Here is a 20,553-nt window from a genome sequence, read left to right as displayed (position 1 = left end):
ATTTTCATAAGCAAAACTATGTGATTTCAAAATTTCGCCAACAATTTTTTTGAATTCTGTTTTGTTCATAATTTACCTCTTTATTAGTAAGTATCTAAGACACCCTTATCTTTCATAAATACAATTCACTCAACAAGACTTTAAAAATTGTGAGAAAGGCTCAGGAATTAAAATAGCTTCTGAAAACAAAACTGGAACATATTTTTCTGGATTTCTAAAAACCACTTCCTGATAAGTATTATCTTTTTTCCATTCAATACGGTCGTATTCAATTTGCTCATCGCTAGAATTAATAATAATAAGTATATTCTCTCTCAATCCAATTGAGATAATATCATTCAATAAAGCAATGTTATAATTTTTCTTTAGGCAAAAGTATGAAAATATTCTACTCACTATTGCATCTTCTTCTAAAAATGATTGTAGTAATTCAATTAAATCTATTTTATCCATCTTAATTTCCTTTATTTTTGTAATGGAATTCTAACAATTTCCCCATTATAGGTAGTCTTCAAATATGGCTTTCCATGTATATTATCTGTCGCATTCTCATATCCATAATTTAATTGCCATGAATTTCCTTTACCGTCATAATATCTCACTCCATCGCCCCTTTTCAAAGGCGCTTTCCTATAACCTTGAAGTTCATTGTCTAAAAAAGCTTCAACACTTTTAATATTCGCGTTATCAAAGCTATCTATATCATTCAAATTAAACTTCAAATTATTGGAAACTTCTACGCCTCCAGTGTTTATAGCAGGAGCATCAGTATTCCCTCCTGGATTAATCTCCGACACCATCGACTGACTTCCCATAATTGTCTTAGTTTCAACTTTCGGCAATTCTAGTGTCCAATTCTTTGATGGAAGTTGAGGACCAAAAACTGTCTGACTACTTACGATTGGATTCCTTAACTCACCTGCAAAATTTGTATCAATTCCATAAACAGGCTTCCCATTGTAGACTTGATGCCCCACATAAGATCCAACCATCATATCTGTCCAAGCAACCGTATCTGGAATAGCTTTGACCCATCCGTAGTTTTTTGCTGTGATGATTTCAGCTTCTGTAGCCGGTTCATTAGTACTTGGATTTTTTCCTGTTTCAAGAATATATTTATTCCGCTTTGCAGCGTAATCTGGATCACGCCAATCAATCGGTTCAGCGTTCATTAATTGGTTGAAGCGAACATAACTATAATCTTTCTTTGCTTTTTCCTCATCTGACATGAAGATATAGTCAAATTCGATACTTATTCTTCCACGTAAAAATTCTGGATACTTATCCGCTAGCTCAACTAACGACATACCATCTACTTCTTCTTTATCAGATGCTAGAAGATTTGCCTTCATTTTTTTTGAACTTTCACTTTCAATATATATCGCACCTCCCCCTTCTCTCAAATACTGATATCGAGAATAAATATAATTAATTTGTTCTGCAGTCAAATCGGCTCTTTGAGGAAAGTTATAACCAGTATTGAGATAGCTTTCGTACTCACTGATAAGTTTACCATATCGCTCTTCCATCTTGGAAAATGACAATTCGTCAATATATTTCACGAAAGACTGTTGACTCTTCGTCTCCTCTATTCTCTCCTGCCGCTTAGTCCATCCAGTATTGATGGTACCTTTCCAGCTGAGATCAGCATCTCGGCGAGGAGGAAGATAAGTCTGAGTAGATGCATCCCAGCTCTGTGCTGCCTGAGACAGGCCAGTAGATGCGGCTACTAAATAAGTCTCTGCTTCCGCGAAAATAGTTGGCGAACTCTCATTAAAAGTAAGCAAATTATCCAGAATTTCTTGGAAGACTTGCCTAGCACTTTCTGCAACAGCGATGGAAGCACTGAAATCCACAATAGACATACCCTTATTATTTGAATAGAGTTGCGATTTGCGTTCCAACTCTGCCAGTTGCTGTTCTGCAAAACGAATTTTCTCTTCCAGTTCTGATTGGCGCCAGCTCTTACCGTCTACTTCTGCCGTGTAGTTACTAACAAAATTTTGACAAGCTAAGGCTATCGCTTCCTGATAGAGAATGACTCCCTGAACAATCGGGATGACCGTTCCGACAACATGATTTTTGGCAGAATCATACGCTTTACCTTTTAGTTCATCCTCATTATGAAAAGCTGATAAAACGCTTATTAATTTAAGATTCTGCCCCAAACATTGTTCAACCGCTCTTCCAAGGCTTTCTGCCTGCGTTCGAGCAGCTTCTAAATACATATCAATACTCATCCTTACTCCTCGCCAGCTAAGGCACGCTTCTCTTTGTAGACTTCTTCTAGTTGATTTTCTGCGTTTTGATGAACTTTCCGCAGTTTTTGTATCTGATCCTCTATATCAAGCTTTAGCCGTCTACTTCGATGAGAAAAATCTAGCTGATAATCTGTTATCTTACTGTAATATCGACTTCCTTCGAAATCATAAGACAAATCATGAAACCACGTCCCCATAGAATCCAACTGACACAATACATCTTCTTCTTGAGTTTTTGCCTGTCCCAACTTTTGATAGAGTTCCCATTCATGATCAGCAAGCCTCCGCTCCTTGGCCAACAAGGCAGTCCATCGCTTATCTTCCTGCATTGATTATTCCTCCAAAGCAGTCAAGGTATTCAGACCTAAATCTTTTTTAGTGACTGTCGGTTCCTTTTTAGGCGGTAAATAGTTAGTAGTCAGACTTTGACGAATCATAGCATCCTTATCCTCAAACTCTGCTGCTACACTATGAACATTCTGAATAATACTTGTAATGTGTGCCCCGAGCTGCCCTTGTAGGTTCTCAACATTTGAAATCCCTGCATTTGCATTAGAATTTCCAGCAACGGTTGTCTGCGAATCTCGAGTAATAGCCATCATCTGCAGGAAATTTGCATCTCCGATTGCTGTTGCATGACGGGCTGCTGTTGATAGGTCGCTCTTAACTTGGTATTGATCCATCCGTCCTCTCCTCTACATTTTTTTCTTATTGTACCATAAAATAAAAAAAGAGCAAAAAATTTCCAAGAAATAATCTGCTCTTAAAGTATTTATTCTTTGTTTTCTTCTTTCTGCTCTAAGGTACGCTGATAGGCCTGAATCTGTCGTTCCAGTTCTTCTTTGATAGCTCCTTCGGGAGCGTATTTTTCTTCCCAATCATCTGGTTTGAGAATTTTATGGGTAACGGGGTCAAAGTGAGCTTTTCCATCTGGGAAAATTTTGCCCATATTAGCCCGATGGACAATATCGAACAGCTGCTCTGGATCCACTCCCATCAGGACAAAACTGCCATAAGTGAAGTATAGAGTATCAATCAAGGCATCCACCTGACCGACTAGAGAAACCTCAGCCTGACTCTTGGAGCGAACCTTGTCGGCAGCCTTGTCAAGGGCCTGATGGAGATAGGCTACAGAGCTATCAAAGTCTTCCTCTGAGTTACTAGCTGCTCGCAGAAACTCAACCAACTCTTCTAGCTTAAAACCTGCCCGATAGCGAGCGTCCTGAGGCGACCAAGCAATCGGCTCTTCCTGAGTGCTTTCATCCATGACACTATGGAACTCTTTAACCTTATTAAAGTGATGGTCACTGCTGGTAAAGACCTTTTCCCTCGCTAGGATACCAAAATGCTCCAAAGCCCTGTGAATCCCATCCTGACTATTGCTGCTAGTTGTATGCTTGGCCACTTCCTTGACCGAGCTGGTGCCATTTCCCATAGCAATGGAGAGACCAACTCCTGATAACATTTCCAAGTCATTGTCGGAGTCACCGAAGGCCATGACCTGATGAATGTCAAAGCCATATTCCTTGCCTACTCGGCGAATCCCCTCTAGCTTAGACGTGTCTTTATTGATAATATCGACCGCATAGGGGCTACTGCGGGTAAATTTCAAATCAGGAAAGTCTGCTTCAATCTTACGGCTTTCTTCCGGGCTGGCCAAAATCAATGCTTGGTAAATCGGCTCTTGTATCAGCTGTAGAAGATCCTTTTCATGCTGGGGCAAGGCCTTGCTGATGACCTTATTAAATCCATGACTGACTGTTCGCGCCATTCGCTTAGGGATGAAGCGGCTAGTCCACTGGGAGAAAGGGCTCATGCCGAAGGACATAATCTTGGAGCCCAGCATAGCCTCAGCCGTCCCCAAGGAAATTTCTTTCCGATGCTTCTTAGCATAGGCGATTAAATTCCGCAAACTCTGCTTGTCAATAGGACTGGCAGAAATTACCCTGTCTCTTGAAAAAATGTATTGGCCATTATAGGTCACAGCAAAGTCTAAGTCCAATTGCTCCATAAAAGGTTTGACAAAGAAAGGACCGCGGCCGGTTGCCAAACCGACTAATATTCCTTGCTCCTTTAAACTCTGAATAGCCTTTTCTGTAGATTTCAAAACCGTTCGACTGTCATTGACCAGTGTCCCATCAATATCAAAAAAGACGGCCTTTACTTCCATTGATTTTCTCATTCTTTCCTTTTATGATACAATAAATTATAACACAAAAATGACATACAATCACATGAATTGCAGAAAAGAAAAGCTGGAGTAATACCTATGCAACAGGATTGAAAACTCTATGAAAACAGAATGTAAGTTTTCGAATCTGCATCATGACTACAAGGAGAAAAAGGATTTATGACAAAGAAAATCTTGGTCCTGCACACAGGAGGAACCATTTCCATGCAGGCTGACGGCTCTGGGGCTGTCGTTACCAATGCTGATAACCCCATGAACCATGTGACAGTTCCGCTTGAAGGGATTGAGACAGAAGTCATTGACTTTTTTAACATTCCCAGTCCCCATATCACGCCCCAGCATATGCTCAAGCTCTACCAGAAAATCAAAGCCAGTGCTAACCAATTTGACGGAGTGGTCATTACTCATGGGACGGACACTTTAGAAGAGACGGCTTACTTTCTGGATACTATGCAGCTGCCGAAGATTCCGGTCGTTCTGACCGGGGCTATGCGCAGTTCCAATGAGCTGGGGAGCGACGGAGTCTATAACTACCTGACAGCCCTGCGGGTGGCTAGTGATGAAAAAGCCTGTGATAAAGGCGTGCTTGTCGTTATGAATGACGAGGCACATGCTGCCAAGTATGTAACCAAGACCCATACGACCAATGTCAGCACCTTCCAGACACCGACTCACGGACCGCTCGGCTTGATTATGAAGCAGGAGATTCTCTATTTTAAGACAGCGGAGCCTCGAGTCCGCTTTGACTTGAACAGCATTTCTGGTCTGGTGCCCATCATTCCAGCTTATGCAGGTATGAAGACAGAGTTGCTAGACATGCTGGATTTAGACAAAATAGACGGCCTCATCATAGAAGCATTCGGTGCTGGCAACCTCCCCAAGGAAGTAGCTGACAAGCTGGCTGATATGATAGCAGCCGGACTGCCAATCGCTCTGGTCTCTCGCTGCTTCAACGGAATCGCTGAGCCAGTCTATGCTTATGAAGGAGGCGGTGTCCAGCTGCACCAGGCTGGTATCTTCTTCGTCAAAGAGCTCAATGCCCAAAAAGCCAGAATCAAACTGCTCATCGCCCTGAACGCTGAACTCAAAGGCCAAGAACTCCGGGATTATATGGAAGGCTGAGAGAAAAAGTCCCTATTTATTTTCTTTAAATCAAAAATTGCTAAGGTTGCTTAGCACTTTTTTGATTCTTTCATATTCTAATACTGGGAAAACTTCATTGGATCGCTGGTCTTAGAAGATAACCTCAAACAGAGACTCTAGAATTTCAAAAATATAATCACTTACCATAAGTCACCTCCATTTTCTGAGCTTGCTTAAATGTCTTCGGATAGCGGACTTTGATTGTAACTTTCATAGCTTTTACCTCGCTTATCATTCATTCTTTAAGAGCAAAAACGAATCTCTTGGAGTGTTTGACCTCAAGTTTGGTCCCTAATCTTTTTGTTCTTACTTGGATATAAGGATACAGCCCTAAACTTAAGAATCTCTTATAGATTTCTTAGGGAAAGCTTATAGTCAAAGAAATCCGGCAGCAATCCCTATCTACTATTTGAAACGAACAAGTCTTTTCAACCACATACAAAAAAAACTTCACCGATTGGGTGAAGTTTGTGATTTGTTAGGAGATTTATGATGAAAAAATTCTAAATTATTCTTATTCTTTGAGTGGCTCATACCTCGCAAGTCTTCTTGTCTTCAAGCTTTGGTTATAGGATTTTAAGGGATGTTTACTTTGTCATTAGTCCTACCTCTTTCTTTGATTTGACAATAGTATAATCCCTCAAACTTAAAGCCTACTTATAAATATCTTGCAGGAAACTTAATTCAAAGAACCTTTAATCTAGGTAATCTCGCTTGTCCAAATGAAGAGCAATCAAGTGCCAATTAGAATCTGTCCGCCAGTTCGGATCAGCTGTAATCTGACTGGCAACCTTTCTGGCTTCTTCTAAAATCGGATAATCTTCCACGATGTCTGCCACTTGAAACTCAGGAATACCAGACTGCCGAGTGCCAAAGATTTCTCCAGAGCCTCGCATTTTCAGATCCTCCTCAGCCAGCAGGAAACCGTCGGTCGTCTCAGTCATGATTTTCATGCGGCGCTTGCCCGACTCCGTCTTTGGATTGGCAACAAGGACGGCATAAGACTGCTTGCTGCCTCGGCCGACACGGCCTCTCAGCTGATGAAGCTGGCTGAGTCCGAAGCGGTCCGCATCCATGATGACCATCACCGTAGCATTAGGGACGTTGACTCCGACCTCAATGACCGTGGTAGAGACCAGAATATCAGTCTGTCCTTCCTTGAAGTCCTGCATAATCGCCTCTTTTTCCTCACTCTTCATCTTGCCATGAAGCAGAGCCACTTTGGCCTGCTGTTCAAAATAGGCTGTCAGTTCTTCTTCTAAGGCAATGGCATTCTTAAGATCCAGCGCTTCTGATTCCTCAATCAAAGGAGAAATAAAGTAGACCTGAGCGCCCTTGTGGAGCTCTTTTTTCAGCCAGTCCAGGACGACTTCCAGCTGCTCATGCTTGACCCAGCGGGTGATAATAGGCTTGCGTCCCGCAGGCATCTGGTCAATAATAGATACATCCATATCACCAAATGCTGTAATTGCAAGGGTTCTGGGAATAGGCGTCGCCGTCATCATGAGGACATCAGGATTGTCTCCCTTTTCCCGTAAAATCCGACGTTGTTCCACCCCAAAGCGATGCTGCTCGTCAATAATGACCAAGCCCAATGCATGGTAACGGACTCCTTCCTGAATCAGGGCATGGGTTCCGACAATCATGTCCACCTGACCGTTTTCAATCGCTGCCAAGGTTTCTCTGCGTTCTGTTGCTTTCATCCCACCAGTTAGCAGGGCCAGATTCAATTCTGGAAATAGCTGAGCTAGGCTGTCAAAATGCTGCTCAGCCAAAATTTCTGTTGGAACCATCAGAGCTGACTGAAAGCCAGCTGTATAAACAGCATACATAGCCAGACCAGCGACTACTGTCTTTCCGCTTCCCACATCGCCCTGCAGCAGGCGATTCATGTGGCCAGGCGATCGCAAATCCTGCAAAATCTCTGTCAGACTGCGCTCCTGAGCTGAAGTCAGTTCAAAAGGTAAGCTCTTCTTTTTCTCGGCCACAGCATCCAACTGCCAATCAATCTTCAATCCATTGCTGACAGCCTTGGTTTCTCTCTTTAAGACCTGCAGCTGCATTTGGAAATAAAAGAGTTCTTCAAATTTGACCCGCCTCAAAGCCTGCTTGTAGTCCGCCAAATCCTTTGGAAAATGCATAGCCCGCACAGCCTCAACTCTGCTCACTAGCTGGTAGCGTTCCAACAGGGGCTGGGGCAGATTTTCCTCTAAGAGCAAGTCCAGTCCTTGGTCAAAGGCAGTCTTAATCAGCTTGACCAGACTGGCCTGACTAATTCCCTGAGCCAGCCGATAGACAGGCTGCAAGTCGTCCTCTACCTGAGCCAGCAGTTTCATGCCAGTCAGACTGGCCTTGGCTTTGTCCCACTTGCCAAAGACGGCTATATTCGCTCCTACTTCAATCTTGTCCGCCAGATAAGGCTGGTTAAAGAAATTAACTGCCAGAGCGACTTCTCCCTGCTTGATGGTAAAGCGCAGGCGGTTGCGTTTGTAGCCGTAATACTGGACATTGGCCGGGGTTACGACCTGACCAGAAACAACCGCCTTTTCTCCATCCTCCAAGTCTAGGACATTCTTACTCTTAAAATCCTCATAACGAAAAGGAAAATAAAGCAGTAAATCCTGCAAGGTCTCTAGACCCAGCTTAGCAAATTTTTCTGCTGATTTCGGTCCCACACCAGGCAGAACCGTCAAAGGTTGGTGTAAATTCATAATTCCTCTTTCAGTTCTGATACTGCTGCGATGCTGGCATCACAGACAGGGTGACCAAGCTAGAGCATTATCAAATACTTCAAGCGGTTCCCTGCATTAATCTTCTTAGTCTTTATATACCCTCGGTACACGGTCGCTAATCAAGCAAACTACCTCATAGTTAATGGTGCCACGCTTTTCTGCCACATCTGTCACCGTAATGGTCTCCGCTCCGCTATTTCCAATCAACACAACCGGCGTGCCAAGGGGATAAGCCTGAGGCAGGCGCACTGTAATTTGGTCCATGGAAACGCGGCCGACAATCGGACAACGCTGACCATCAATCAAGATATCAAAGCCCTGCATATCGCGCGTCCAGCCATCTGCATAACCCAAAGGAATAGTGCCAATCCACTCTTGAGACTTACTGGTGTAGGTGGCTCCATAGCCAACATCTGCTCCAGCCTCAACTTCCTTGACATGCACCAATTCTGAGACCAGCGACAGAGCTGGCTTGAATTCATAAGGAAGTTCTAAAACAGTTCCGCTAGGGTTGAGGCCATAAATGATGTCACCCAGCCGGACGGCATTTAGAACAGTCTCACTGTGCCAGAGAGAGGTAGCAGAATTACTAGCGTGAACGAGAGGAGGAACACTGTCCAGCTCAGATAAGATCTGATGAAAACGAGTCAGCTGGGCTTCAAACTTATGGTGCTCCGCTTCATCTGCCGTTGCAAAGTGGGTAAAAATTCCCTCCGCGACAGCCCCAGCAGCCTGCAAGCGATGGATTGCCTCCTGAGCTTCCTGACTATCTCGAAAACCAATCCGCCCCATACCAGAGTCAATCTTGATATGAAACTTCAATCCTGTTAAGTCTTTTTCCGCAGCTAAAGCTAAATCCAACCACTCCAGACTGGCTACAGTCAGAGAGACCTTTCCCTTTCTAGCCAGCGGGAGCGCAGACAGATTTGATACTCCTAGCACCAGAATTTTTTTGCCAATGCCAGCTGAGCGCAGCTCCAAAGCTTCATCGATATTAGACACACAAAAGCCATCTACAAGGGGCTCAATGTGCCTAGAAACCTCAATAGCTCCGTGGCCATAAGCATTTGCCTTGGCGACAGCCCACTTCTCTGTCGTCTGAGGCAGATGGGTACTCAATTGTCTAATATTAAAAGCAATAGCAGCTAAATCAATCACTGCCTTGCTGGGTCTATGCAGACTAGCTTTCATCATTTTCCTCCAAAATAACGCTGGCTGTAACTAGGCCAGCAGCATGGCTGATCGAAATCCAAACCTTGCCAGCAAAAGGTGAACGGCTGAAAAAAGGTGCTCCCTGACGGTCGTTTAAAATCTCCAAGTCCTGAAACCTGAGCTTACCGATACCAGTTCCCCAAGCTTTAGAAAAAGCCTCCTTGGCAGCCCAACGGCCAGCTAGAAATTCGATTTTCCGCTTGCCGGATAACTCCTCAAAACGAGAAAGCTCCGCCTCGGTCAGCACCTTCTTTGCAAAACGGGCATTTTTCAGATAGGCTCGCTCAATGGCAGCCAGTTCTTCTATGTCAATTCCGTGTCCTTTTATCATATCATTCTCTGGAAAGGCGACAAAACTCAGCTGGGCCGCCAGCTGAGTTCGTCTTCACCCGACAGTTAGTCCTCTTTACAGGTCAAGACTGTCCCTTTCAATTTTCCTTATTTATCTAAAGTGTTGTAAATTTCTTCAATAAGCTGAACAGTATTGTCCCAGCCCAGGCAAGGGTCAGTGATAGATTTACCAAAGACTTCAGGCTCATTTTGCCGACCGTCTTCCAGATAAGATTCAATCATAAAACCACGAACCGCTCTCTTAATCTTTTCGTTCCAATCCCGATTAAGCAAGGTCTGACGCACAATCCTAATCTGATCCAGATACTGCTTGCCAGAGTTATCGTGATTGGTGTCAATGACGATGAAAGGATTCTCCAAGCCCATCTTTTCATAGTAGGAAATGGCATCCAGCATATTTTCATAGTAGAAATTTGGAATGTTCTTACCGTATTCATTGGTTGCCCCACGCAGAATAACATGAGCCAAAGGATTTCCAGAGGTTTCTACTTCCTGGCCATGAAAAAGGAAAGTCTGCTTATTTTGTGCCGCATAGACAGCGTTAAACATAACTCCCAGATTACCAGAAGTTGGATTCTTCATGCCGACTGGAGCGTCAATACCTGACGCCACAAAGCGGTGCTCCTGGTCTTCAACTGAGCGAGCACCCACAGCATGATAGCTTACCAAGTCGTCCACCAGCACAAGATTGGACGGATAGAGCATCTCATCAGCCGTCGTCAGACCAGTCTCTGTAATGACGCGGTAGTGCAGCTGACGAACTGCCTGCAAACCATTGATAAGACTAGGAGCTTTAGAAGTATCCGGCTGGTGAACCAAGCCCTTATAACCATCCCCATTGGTCCGCGGCTTAGCAGTATAGACCCGCATGACGATAAAAATCTTATCTGCGACCTTCTTCTGCAGCTCTGACAAACGGCGGGCATACTCCAGCACAGCCTCTTCATTGTCTGATGAGCAAGGACCAATCACCAAGAGAATACGCTCGTCTTCCCCACTGAGAATCTCAGCTAGTTCTTGATCTCGCTTATTTTTATGAGCCAAGGCCTGATCAGTCAGCCTGGTTCTGGACTTAATCTGCTCAATGTCAATCTTCTGACCTTTTTCAATAAATGCCATACTATTTTCCTAATGTATCATAAATTTCACGAACTAGCTGTTCTGTATTAGCCCAGCCCAGACAAGGGTCAGTAATGGACTTGCCAAAGACTTCCGGCTCGTCCTGACGACCGTCTTCCAGATAAGACTCAATCATAAAGCCACGTACTGTAGCCTTAATCTTTTCATTCCAGTCACGGTTAATCAGAGTCTGGCGAACGATACGGACCTGCTCCAGATACTGCTTACCAGAGTTATCATGATTGGCGTCAATGATGATAAAGGGATTTTCTAAGCCCATTTTTTCGTACTGGGCAATGGTATCCAGCAGATTATCATAATAGTAGTTGGGAATATTCTTACCGTATTCATTCAAGGCACCACGCAAGATAGCATGCGCCAAAGGATTGCCAGATGTTTCTACTTCCTTACCTGAAAAGAGGAAACTCTGCTTGTTCTGAGCTGCATAGATGCCGTTAAACATGACATTGAGATTCCCAGAAGTCGGGTTTTTCAAGCCGGTTGGCAGATCTGCCCCACTAGCTACAAAGCGGTGCTGCTGGTCTTCGACCGAGCGAGCTCCGACAGCCATGTAAGAAATCAAATCATCTACCAGAGGCAGATTTTCTGGATAGAGCATCTCATCAGCTGTGGTCATGCCTGTCTCAGAAATAACCCGATAGTGCAGATTGCGGACTGCCTTGATGCCGTTAATCAGACTAGGAGCGGCAGTCGCATTGGGCTGATGAATAAGCCCTTTGTAACCATCTCCGTTCGTCCGAGGCTTGGCAGTATAAACCCGCATGACCATGAAAATGCGGTCTTTTACTTCTTCTTGGAGAGCAGATAGACGCTTGGCATACTCTAGCACCGCTTCTTCGTTATCTGAAGAGCAGGGACCGATAACCAAGAGAATGCGGTCATCTTGACCACGCAGAATTGCTTCTAACTCTCGGTCACGCTTTTCCTTGCGAGCGAGCATGTCGCCTTCTAGCTTAGCAAGTTGGCGAACTTCTGCCACATCAATGGGTTGACTAGTTGCTTTAAAGGTCATCTATTCTCCTTCTTTTATGCTTACTTTTTACGGCCGTGACAGTTCTTGAACTTCTTGCCAGAACCACATGGACAAGGGTCATTTCTCTTTACATTGGACAGGTCTACATTCTCGGGCATATTTGGCGCCTTAGCAGAGATATTGCGGGTAGCTGTTGTACTGATAGCCCGCTCTGTCCGAGGACGCTCTTGCTCATGAATCTGTGCTTTCATCATCAGACGAGTCACATCAAACTCAATAGAACCAATCATGTCGTTGAACATACGGAAGCTTTCTGCTTGATATTCGACAACTGGGTTATTTTGTGCATAACCGCGCAGTCCAACAGCATTGCGCAGCTGGTCAAGGGCGTCGATATGGTCAGTCCACTTGCTGTCCACCACGCGCAGAATCAAGACCTTCTGGAATTCACGCACAGCTTCTTCGTCTCGCAGCTTAGCAATCTGACTGTCGTAGACTTCCAATGCACGTTCAAACAGATAATCTTTGATTTCTTGGTCAGACTTGCCTTCCAAATCGCTGTCTGAAATAGAATCTTCTGAAACTAAGTTATACTTAGCAAAGTTTAAAATCGCTTCAATCTTATCATCCTGATCAGAGTGGCTGCTACCATCAACGATACGGTTGATCGTCCGTTTAATCATAGCATGGATTTCAGGACTGAGGTCACGGTCAGCAGTAATGACATCGTGGCGCTCAGCATAGATAATTTCCCGTTGCTCACGCATCACATCATCATATTGCAGGACTTGTTTCCGCGTATCGTAGTTATTTCCTTCGACACGCTTCTGAGCTGCCTCTACCTGACGGGTCAGCATGCCAGACTTGATAACAGAATCTTCGTCACTAAGATTCATTCGATCCAAGAGGGCTTTAATGCGCTCTGAGCCAAAGCGACGCATAAGCTCATCTTCCAGTGACAGGTAGAATTGTGACTCACCTGGATCACCCTGACGGCCTGAACGTCCGCGCAGCTGATTGTCAATCCGGCGGCTTTCATGGCGCTCTGTACCGATAACACAGAGACCGCCCAGTTCGCGAACACCTTCACCCAACTTGATGTCGGTTCCCCGTCCGGCCATATTGGTCGCAATAGTAACCGCACCACGTTGGCCGGCGTTCATGATAATTTGTGCTTCTTTATAGTGGTTTTTCGCATTAAGAACTTCGTGAGGCACCCCAGCTTCTACCAATTTCTTAGAAATATAGTCACTGGTTTCAACCGCAACAGTACCAACCAGAACTGGCTGGCCTTTTTCATGACGCTCTTTAACATCCTGAACAACTGCCTTAAACTTAGAATCAATACTTGGGTAGAGCAGGTCAGAATGGTCAATACGTGCTACCGGACGGTTGGTTGGAATTGGAATAACACGAATGTTGTATGTTTCACGGAACTCTTCTTCCTCTGTCTTGGCTGTACCTGTCATACCGGACAGCTTCTTATACATACGGAAGAGGTTCTGATAAGTAATGGAAGCAGAGGTCTTTGTTTCTTCCTGAATCGGCACACCTTCTTTGGCTTCAATCGCTTGGTGGAGACCATCAGAGTAACGGCGGCCTTCCATTGTCCGACCAGTAAACTGATCGACAATCAGAATTTCCTGATCTTCACTGACCACATAGTCAATATCAAGGAGCATGATGTAATTAGCTCGCAGGGCATTGTCGATAAAGTGAGTCAGGGCAACATTTTCAATATCATAGAGATTGTCCAGCTTGAAGTAACTTTCTGCCTTGTCAATACCTGAGTCAGACAAACCAATCGTCTTAGACTGAACATCAATGATGTAGTCGTCCTTATCCAGAGATTTGACATAGTGGTCAGCCATATGATAGAGCTGGTTGGTATCTGAAGAAACCGGTCCGGATACAATCAATGGTGTCCGAGCTTCGTCAATCAGGATTGAGTCCACCTCATCGACCAAGGCATAATTGAGCGGGCGCTGTACCATGTTTTCAGCTCGAACTACCATGTTATCACGCAGGTAGTCAAAGCCGATTTCAGCATTGGTTGAATAGGTAATGTCGCAAGCATATGCTTCTTTCTTCTCAGATGGAGACTTAGCTGCCAGATTAATACCGACAGAAAGCCCCAGCCAAGAGTAAAGTTCACCCATTTCGGTCGCGTCACGTTCAGTCAGGTATTCATTGACTGTTACAACGTGCACACCTTTTCCTGCAAGGGCATTTAGGTAAACTGGCATTGTCGCTGTCAAGGTTTTTCCTTCACCGGTACGCATCTCTGGAACGTCACCATGATGGAGAACAATCCCTCCCATAACCTGAACCTTATAAGGGAAAAGACCCAACACTCGCTTAGCTCCTTCACGGACAACCGCAAAAGCTTCAAATAAGAGCTGATCTAAAGTTTCACCATCAGCATAGCGTTTCTTGAATTCTTCTGTTTTTGCCTGAAGTTCTTCATCAGACAAGGCCGCCATTTCGTCTTCATAAGCCAAGACTTTGTCAGCCATTTTTTCTAATTTTCTTAATTCACCTTTATCATTTTCAATGATAGTCTTTAAAATATTCGCCATTTTTTTCCTTACTATATAATAATCTTTCTGATTTTTAGAATGTTCTTTTCATTATAGCATGTTTTCCTATATCTTTCAAGAATGAAAAAAGCAAAAAAGCTTCATTAGACTGTACTTACAGAACTGGGAGATGGCAAGATATCTAAGCTAAAAAAGAAAAGGCAGAGGTCTTGCTCTGTCTTTTCGAGTCCAAACAATACAAAGATAAAAAGTGTTCTTTTTGCTAAAGAGACCTTTTTCCGATAGTGTCTAACACTCCTTGGACATTCTACCCCTCTTTTGGCTACTTAAAATCCAGCAAGCGCATGGTGTCTTGGGCAATCATCAATTCTTCATTGGTTGGAAGAATGAGAATTTTAGCCTGCGACTGGGAATTTTGGATAAAGAGCTGTCCTTGCTCGTTAGCTGCCTGATTTAAAGAAAGTCCTAAGCAATTGAGCTTTTGAACGACCAAGCTGCGGATCAAGGCTGAATTCTCCCCGATTCCAGCGGTAAAGACCAAGGCATCCAGACCATCTAAATCTGTGATGTAGCTTGCAATAGTCTGAGCGATACGGTTGACAAACATATTAACTGCTAGACTAGCTTTTTCATCGCCTCTGTCACAAGCCTCCAAAACATCTCTTAAATCATTGCTAAGCTGGGAGATCGCTAGCAGACCGGATTCTTTATTGAGGACATCACTTAATTGCTGAGCTGATAATTTTTCCTGTTCTAGCAGGAAAGGGAGAATCATAGGGTCAATATCACCTGAGCGGGAGCCCATCATCAGGCCAGCCAAGGGGGTGAATCCCATCGAAGTATTGACAGACTGACTATTTTTAATGGCGCAAATACTAGCACCATTGCCCAAATGGCAGTTGATAATCTTCAAATGCTCAGCAGCTTCTCCTTGCCCTTCCCAAATCTCCTTTACCTTTTGAGCAATATACTTGTGACTCGTTCCATGGAAACCATACTTTCTCAAACCGTATTTATGATAGTAATCCCAGGAAAGAGGATAGAGATAATAAGATTCTGAAAGGCTTTGATGAAAGGCCGTATCAAACACAGCCACTTGTCCTGTCTCCGGCAGCGCCTTTTGAAAAGCTCGAATCCCTACCAAGTTGACAGGGTTATGGCTAGGAGCCAAGAAAGACAGCTTCTCAATGATGGATAGCACTTGCTTGTCTATCAAAGCTGAATCATCAAAGGATTCTCCACCATGGGCTACGCGATGACCAACCCCATCTATCTCGTCCAGAGAAGCAATCAGCTTCCGCTCCAAAAGAAAGTTCAGCAGGTAATCCACTGCAAATTGATGCGAAGGAATAGCCAGCAGTTCCTTTTCTTTTTGACCTTCAAATTCAATCTTAAAAATGCCTTCCTTTAAGCCAATCTTTTCAAAAATTCCTTTCACCAAAAGGCTTTCATCAGGCATACTGAGCAGTTGAAATTTTAATGACGAACTGCCCGCATTAATCGCAAAAATTTTTTTAGACATATTTTTCTCCTGAGCAATGAAAACAGTGATTTTTTCAAATAACGTTTTTTGAAAACTGAAATTTTCCATTGCTACTTGTTAGATAAATAAGCTAGCTTCAACTGGTCGGCTAGCTTATTTACTATTTTATATATTACATAGCATTGACTGCCAAGACAGCCAAGACAGCGCCGATAGTCGGTCCTACAATTGGCACCCAAGCATAAGCCCAGTTTGCATCTCCTTTATTCGGAACTGGCAAGAGGGCATAAGCAAGGCGCGGACCGAAGTCCCGGGCTGGGTTGAGGGCAAAACCTGTCGTCGAACCCAAAGACAAGCCGACCGCCATAATGAGGAAGCCAACTAAGAGTGGAGTGAGTCCAGGCGTGATTTCGCCGTGCGTTATCATCAAAAGTGCAAAGATGAAGAAGAAAGTCGCAACGATTTCGCTAAGCAGATTAAATGCTGGATTCTGGATGGCTGGTCCAGTAGCAAATACGCCAACTGAGTTGCCTTCTTCTGCCTTGGTTTCTTTGAAATGGGGATAATAGAAGAGCACCACAATAGCCGCTCCGACAAAGGCCCCTAGAATCTGAGCGATGATATAGCCCACCACTTTCTCCCATGGGAAGATGCCACCCACCGCAAAAGCAATGGTGACAGCTGGGTTAAGGTGACCGCCAGTATTATAAAATCCTGCCGTATAGACACCCAAGGTCACTGCTAAGCCCCAACCAAATACAACGGTAAACCAATTGGGAGAGAAACCTTTTGCGATGCTTTTATTAAGACTGATAGACGCTCCGATTCCATTCCCAAAAACCATCAGAACCATGGTGCCTAAAAATTCACCTAGATATTTTTCCATACTCCATACTCCTTCATTTCGAAATACTTTATACTCTCTCCTCTATATTGCTTCTACAGCGCAATATAGATTCTAAGAAAGCATAAGAGAAATATGCTCGTAAAATAGGAGAAAATCCCTAGCTCCAAGCATGGATTGCAAGCGGTATTCTCTCCTCTGATATTATTTAATTAGCTAGCTTGCTTCTCTACAGTCCCACAGCATATTCAGCAATGGACTGGTCTTCTTCAGAACTTCCTCCACTGACGCCGATACCGCCAATCATTTCTGACTGGCAATAAATAGGAATGCCACCAGCTAAACTAACAACCTTATTGTCAGTCATCGTTTCCAGCTGATAGAGCCACTGACCAGGCTGAGTTAAAGGTGCTAAATCCTTGGACTGCATCCTCATGCCAACAGCTGTGTAAGCTTTCTTATAAGCCATATCGTTACTCACTAACAAGGCATTTTCCATACGATAGGTCATCACGACTTGTGCTGCTGAATCAACCACCGTTATCACGACAGCTAGTCCTAGCTCTTCAGCCTTGCATCTGGCCCTTGTTACCAATTCCCAGGCATCCTGATAGATATTTGTGAAAAGAACAGGCTCTTTATCCAGTAAGGTTTGGCATCTAGCAAGGACTTTTTGAATGATGATGTCTTGCAATTCTGGGTTTCCTTCCCAGCTTGATAGTTCTGGACTGCTGAGCTCGTCTTTCTCTCTATCTCTAGCCATCCATTTCACCTCTTTTCAGTAGTTGATACGGACATCTTTTTGAATCGATCGGAACAAGTCAAAAAGATGCTTCTAACAGGTCAGATTTTTTAAACGGGACTCCCTTGACCAAACGCGCTGCATTTGAACCAAATAGGCGCAAGACGTGGTCCGGTATAGCGGAATAATCTTTGATACGATAGATAAATTTTTCAAGCGGCAAGTTACGATAATGGAGGACTGCATCTCGCCCGTCACAGGCAATCCCTACTAACAGCTGGGATTGAGTTGCAGCCACATGCGCTAGTGATACAGGATCGCTAAGTTCATCTGGGCTGACCAGACTAAAAGGAATACCTTCCTCTTCGATACCGTAGCCGATTTGTGCCACCTTATCCGCAGGAGCATTGTCCGTAGCAATAAACCTAATGGTGGGCTTTCTAGTATAAGCTAATTCCATAGCCGGCCCCCCATTTCTCTCTGACATAGGTCAAAATCAGTCCGGTCGCTACTGCATTTCGAGGTCCCACCAAGCCACGCACATTGCCTCGACCAGCTACAATGGCATGCTGAGAGAGGGCTTCGGTCACTAGCTGAGGTATTTCAAAGTCCAAAGCTGAGCCACCTACGATGACAACGAAAGGAATGTCTCGAATATTCTGAGTGGGACTGACGCGCTTGAGAGCTCGAACCGCATTGGTAACAAAGACCCTTTCCTTGGCTGACTGCCGAACGAGTTTGATTTTTTCGATAGAGTAGTCTCCATCATCAATAGGAACAAATTCATCATTTTCCTTGACGATGACGACTCTGGCAAACAAATCTCCAGACAACGGCTTGTCAAAAAATTGAACAGTGCCGTCTTCATGCCGGATATGGAAAAGACTTTCTACCTTGGCCAGAGGATATCGTTTGATGTCCTCTGCCAGATGATGATTTTCCAGTCCCAACTCCGAATTGATCAGCATGGTTACCATATCACCGGCACCGGCTAGATGGACAGCCAAGATTTGACCCATGCTATCAATAATGGAAGCATCTGTCGAGCCTGCTCCTAAGTCCAAAATAGCCAAGGGGCGATCCGTCCCTGGTGTAGTCAGAGCCCCGAGGATAGCTGATTCAGCTTCTGCTCCACCGATTTCTACGGTAATACCCAGCTCTCGTTCGACTTCTTGGGCAATGATGGACATTTGCAGCTTGTCAGAATTTACCATAGAGGCAATGCCGACAGCCTGCTCCATAGAAAATTCTCCAGCCACACCACCGCGCACAGAAATCGGAGCAAAAGTATTGACTGCTAGTAAGTCACGGATATAAATGTCGGAAGGCTCTTTCTCGGTCAAGTCAGCCATGGTTTGGCGCACCTTCTCCAGCATGCCTCCAACATTGGTACCTGCCTCTCCGACAACATTGCTAATCTCGCCAGCATAGACGATTTTCTCCATAATCTCATCGGCACCCTTGGAAATATCCACCTTTAAGGTATGCTCCTTGCCGATAATTTGGATACTGCCTGCTGGAATTGTCCGAGCCTGAACGTCACCTGCCGGTGTCTTAATCACGACAGCCGAGCGGTTGCCAATGAGGGCACGGGCAATGGGAACAATGCTTTTCGTCTCTTCTGCACTCAAGCCGAAGACTGTCGCAATGCCATAGGGATTGGATAATTGAGAAATCACCTTCCCTTGCTCTACCACTTCAACAGCAGCTTGCATTCCCAAAGGAACCTTGTCAATAAAGAGAATCTCATCCACGATTGGAATCTTCTGGCTAATGCGGTTGTTGACTAGAACTCCATCATCCGCCTGAAGAATGGCAGCGGTAATCTGATAGCCCTTGGCTAGATAGGCATTGATCAGCTGGGCAACCAAGTCAAAATCAATGACTTTCGGCACTACCACGATGTATTTCCCATCAATCGGATGATGAACCAAGTCAAGAATATCTACCGTGAGTCCAATCCCCAGACCCAGACCGCCTGGAGTACGGGGATTATGACCAATCATGGTAGACTCAGTAATGACTGTCTCTGTGATGGTTTCCATGGCAACATCGCCGATGACAGGCGTCGCTTCATTGATCCGAATCAAATCAACCTGTCCTAGCTCAAAGGATGTTTGCTCCATCAATTTTCTCAGAGATTGATAAATCCCGTGGACATTTTCCTTGGTCCCTTTGATACCTGTTGTATCCGCAATGGCTGAGGCAAGAAAGTGAATGCTTCCATCATCTTGCACTTCAGCTAAGGCAGACTCGGTCGAAGAATTTCCTATGTCTACTCCAATGATTCGTTTCACATTTTCACCTCCACCAAGAGTAGGCTATTTTGAATAGTATTTATAAAAGTAGTGATAATAATCTTCTTCCAACCCAAAATAGCCTTGGTAAAACCGAATTAGTTGTCGCCTTTCAACTTCTTGCGGCGCTCATAATTTTCAGCGGCTTCTCTGACAAATCCCGCACAAATAACAGCTCGATATTGGTTTTCCAATTCATTGGCAATGTCCAATAATTCCTGCTTGGAAGACCGGTAAGGGCGCAGGGCATTGTAGATTTCCAGCACACGCGCATCTGGAACCTTGGTCAGTTCCGCAGCCCGAGAAAAGTTATACTGGATTGCTTCGCGGCCGGCATTCTTAGCAATTTCACCTTGCTTGATCAAAATCTCCGGCTTAATCCGCAAATCCTCTGCTTTTACATAGCCAGACAAGATATTTTCCAGAGTAATATCTTCGAATTTCTTATCCTGACCAACCTTTATCCAGTCTGGGTGTTTTTTAGAAATAGGATAATCAGCCGCTGTCGCTTCATCAGAACTGACAGGACGATTGGCTGCTCCTTGACTAGCTGAGCTGCTATCGCTTAGCTCGGCTAATATTTGTTTTACTAATGTTTCTACTGATTCACTCATTCTGATTTCTCCTTGTAGACATCATATGCA

General features: G+C 44.4%; 18 protein-coding genes. 1 reads left to right on the top strand and 17 read right to left on the bottom strand.

Going from position 1 to position 20,553, the window contains the following annotated elements:
• Positions 1–129: 129 nt before the first annotated feature.
• The 5 genes from HMPREF1150_RS05200 to HMPREF1150_RS05220 form a co-directional block, all read right to left on the bottom strand.
• Positions 130–453 carry a hypothetical protein gene (locus HMPREF1150_RS05200; protein ID WP_002898147.1) on the bottom strand — a complete coding sequence of 108 codons (324 nt, stop codon included), beginning with the start codon at positions 451–453 and terminating at the stop codon, positions 130–132.
• An 11-nt stretch (positions 454–464) separates the two neighbouring features.
• The gene (locus HMPREF1150_RS05205; RefSeq protein WP_002910451.1) at positions 465–2,240 is read right to left on the bottom strand and encodes a hypothetical protein; all 1,776 of its coding nucleotides are present in this window, start codon (positions 2,238–2,240) and stop codon (positions 465–467) included.
• A gap of 2 nt (positions 2,241–2,242) precedes the next feature.
• Entirely contained in the window at positions 2,243–2,590 is a 348-nt protein-coding gene (locus tag HMPREF1150_RS05210) for a DUF3958 family protein (protein ID WP_002910452.1), read from the bottom strand.
• 3 nt (positions 2,591–2,593) lie between these two features.
• Complete coding sequence (locus tag HMPREF1150_RS05215; protein WP_002910455.1) at positions 2,594–2,944, bottom strand: TIGR04197 family type VII secretion effector; 351 nt, start codon at positions 2,942–2,944, stop codon at positions 2,594–2,596.
• Between the two features lie 89 nt (positions 2,945–3,033).
• Complete coding sequence (locus HMPREF1150_RS05220; protein WP_032905444.1) at positions 3,034–4,431, bottom strand: Cof-type HAD-IIB family hydrolase; 1,398 nt, start codon at positions 4,429–4,431, stop codon at positions 3,034–3,036.
• Between the two features lie 180 nt (positions 4,432–4,611).
• Here HMPREF1150_RS05220 and HMPREF1150_RS05225 point away from each other — a divergent pair, with 180 nt between their 5' ends.
• On the top strand, positions 4,612–5,574 hold the full coding sequence (locus HMPREF1150_RS05225) for an asparaginase (RefSeq protein WP_002919527.1): 963 nt from the start codon (positions 4,612–4,614) through the stop codon (positions 5,572–5,574).
• 716 nt (positions 5,575–6,290) lie between these two features.
• On the opposite strand, the gene recG is transcribed toward HMPREF1150_RS05225, so the two are convergent.
• The 12 genes from recG to HMPREF1150_RS05285 form a co-directional block, all read right to left on the bottom strand.
• A complete protein-coding gene (recG, locus tag HMPREF1150_RS05230; RefSeq protein ID WP_009659624.1) occupies positions 6,291–8,306 on the bottom strand; it encodes an ATP-dependent DNA helicase RecG in 2,016 nt (671 codons plus the stop codon).
• A 105-nt stretch (positions 8,307–8,411) separates the two neighbouring features.
• A complete protein-coding gene (gene alr / locus HMPREF1150_RS05235; protein ID WP_009659698.1) occupies positions 8,412–9,518 on the bottom strand; it encodes an alanine racemase in 1,107 nt (368 codons plus the stop codon).
• Entirely contained in the window at positions 9,508–9,870 is a 363-nt protein-coding gene (gene acpS, locus HMPREF1150_RS05240) for a holo-ACP synthase (RefSeq protein ID WP_002903921.1), read from the bottom strand. The genes alr and acpS overlap by 11 nt, the downstream gene beginning before the upstream one ends.
• A gap of 107 nt (positions 9,871–9,977) precedes the next feature.
• Entirely contained in the window at positions 9,978–11,009 is a 1,032-nt protein-coding gene (locus HMPREF1150_RS05245) for a 3-deoxy-7-phosphoheptulonate synthase (protein ID WP_009659751.1), read from the bottom strand.
• A gap of 1 nt (position 11,010) precedes the next feature.
• Entirely contained in the window at positions 11,011–12,042 is a 1,032-nt protein-coding gene (locus HMPREF1150_RS05250; protein WP_009659775.1) for a 3-deoxy-7-phosphoheptulonate synthase, read from the bottom strand.
• A gap of 20 nt (positions 12,043–12,062) precedes the next feature.
• Positions 12,063–14,582 carry a preprotein translocase subunit SecA gene (secA, locus tag HMPREF1150_RS05255; protein ID WP_009659592.1) on the bottom strand — a complete coding sequence of 840 codons (2,520 nt, stop codon included), beginning with the start codon at positions 14,580–14,582 and terminating at the stop codon, positions 12,063–12,065.
• Positions 14,583–14,865: 283 nt separating this feature from the next.
• Positions 14,866–16,065 (bottom strand): acetate/propionate family kinase, encoded by a 1,200-nt coding sequence (locus tag HMPREF1150_RS05260; RefSeq protein ID WP_075202734.1) that lies wholly within the window; start codon positions 16,063–16,065, stop codon positions 14,866–14,868.
• 133 nt (positions 16,066–16,198) lie between these two features.
• Positions 16,199–16,912 carry an MIP/aquaporin family protein gene (locus HMPREF1150_RS05265; RefSeq protein ID WP_009659635.1) on the bottom strand — a complete coding sequence of 238 codons (714 nt, stop codon included), beginning with the start codon at positions 16,910–16,912 and terminating at the stop codon, positions 16,199–16,201.
• Positions 16,913–17,099: 187 nt separating this feature from the next.
• Entirely contained in the window at positions 17,100–17,633 is a 534-nt protein-coding gene (locus HMPREF1150_RS05270) for a heme-binding protein (protein WP_009659791.1), read from the bottom strand.
• A 58-nt stretch (positions 17,634–17,691) separates the two neighbouring features.
• Complete coding sequence (locus HMPREF1150_RS05275; RefSeq protein ID WP_009659783.1) at positions 17,692–18,072, bottom strand: glycerol dehydratase reactivase beta/small subunit family protein; 381 nt, start codon at positions 18,070–18,072, stop codon at positions 17,692–17,694.
• On the bottom strand, positions 18,053–19,909 hold the full coding sequence (locus tag HMPREF1150_RS05280; protein WP_009659621.1) for a diol dehydratase reactivase subunit alpha: 1,857 nt from the start codon (positions 19,907–19,909) through the stop codon (positions 18,053–18,055). Before HMPREF1150_RS05280 ends, HMPREF1150_RS05275 begins: the two co-directional genes overlap by 20 nt.
• Before the next feature lie 98 nt (positions 19,910–20,007).
• Complete coding sequence (locus tag HMPREF1150_RS05285; RefSeq protein ID WP_009659825.1) at positions 20,008–20,523, bottom strand: diol dehydratase small subunit; 516 nt, start codon at positions 20,521–20,523, stop codon at positions 20,008–20,010.
• Positions 20,524–20,553: the final 30 nt, after the last annotated feature.

The organism is Streptococcus sp. AS14, from assembly GCF_000286495.1.
In the GTDB taxonomy this organism is placed as follows: domain Bacteria; phylum Bacillota; class Bacilli; order Lactobacillales; family Streptococcaceae; genus Streptococcus; species Streptococcus sanguinis_P.
The sequence above is the reverse complement of the archived record's forward strand: the minus strand, read 5'-3'. Positions and strand labels throughout refer to the sequence as shown.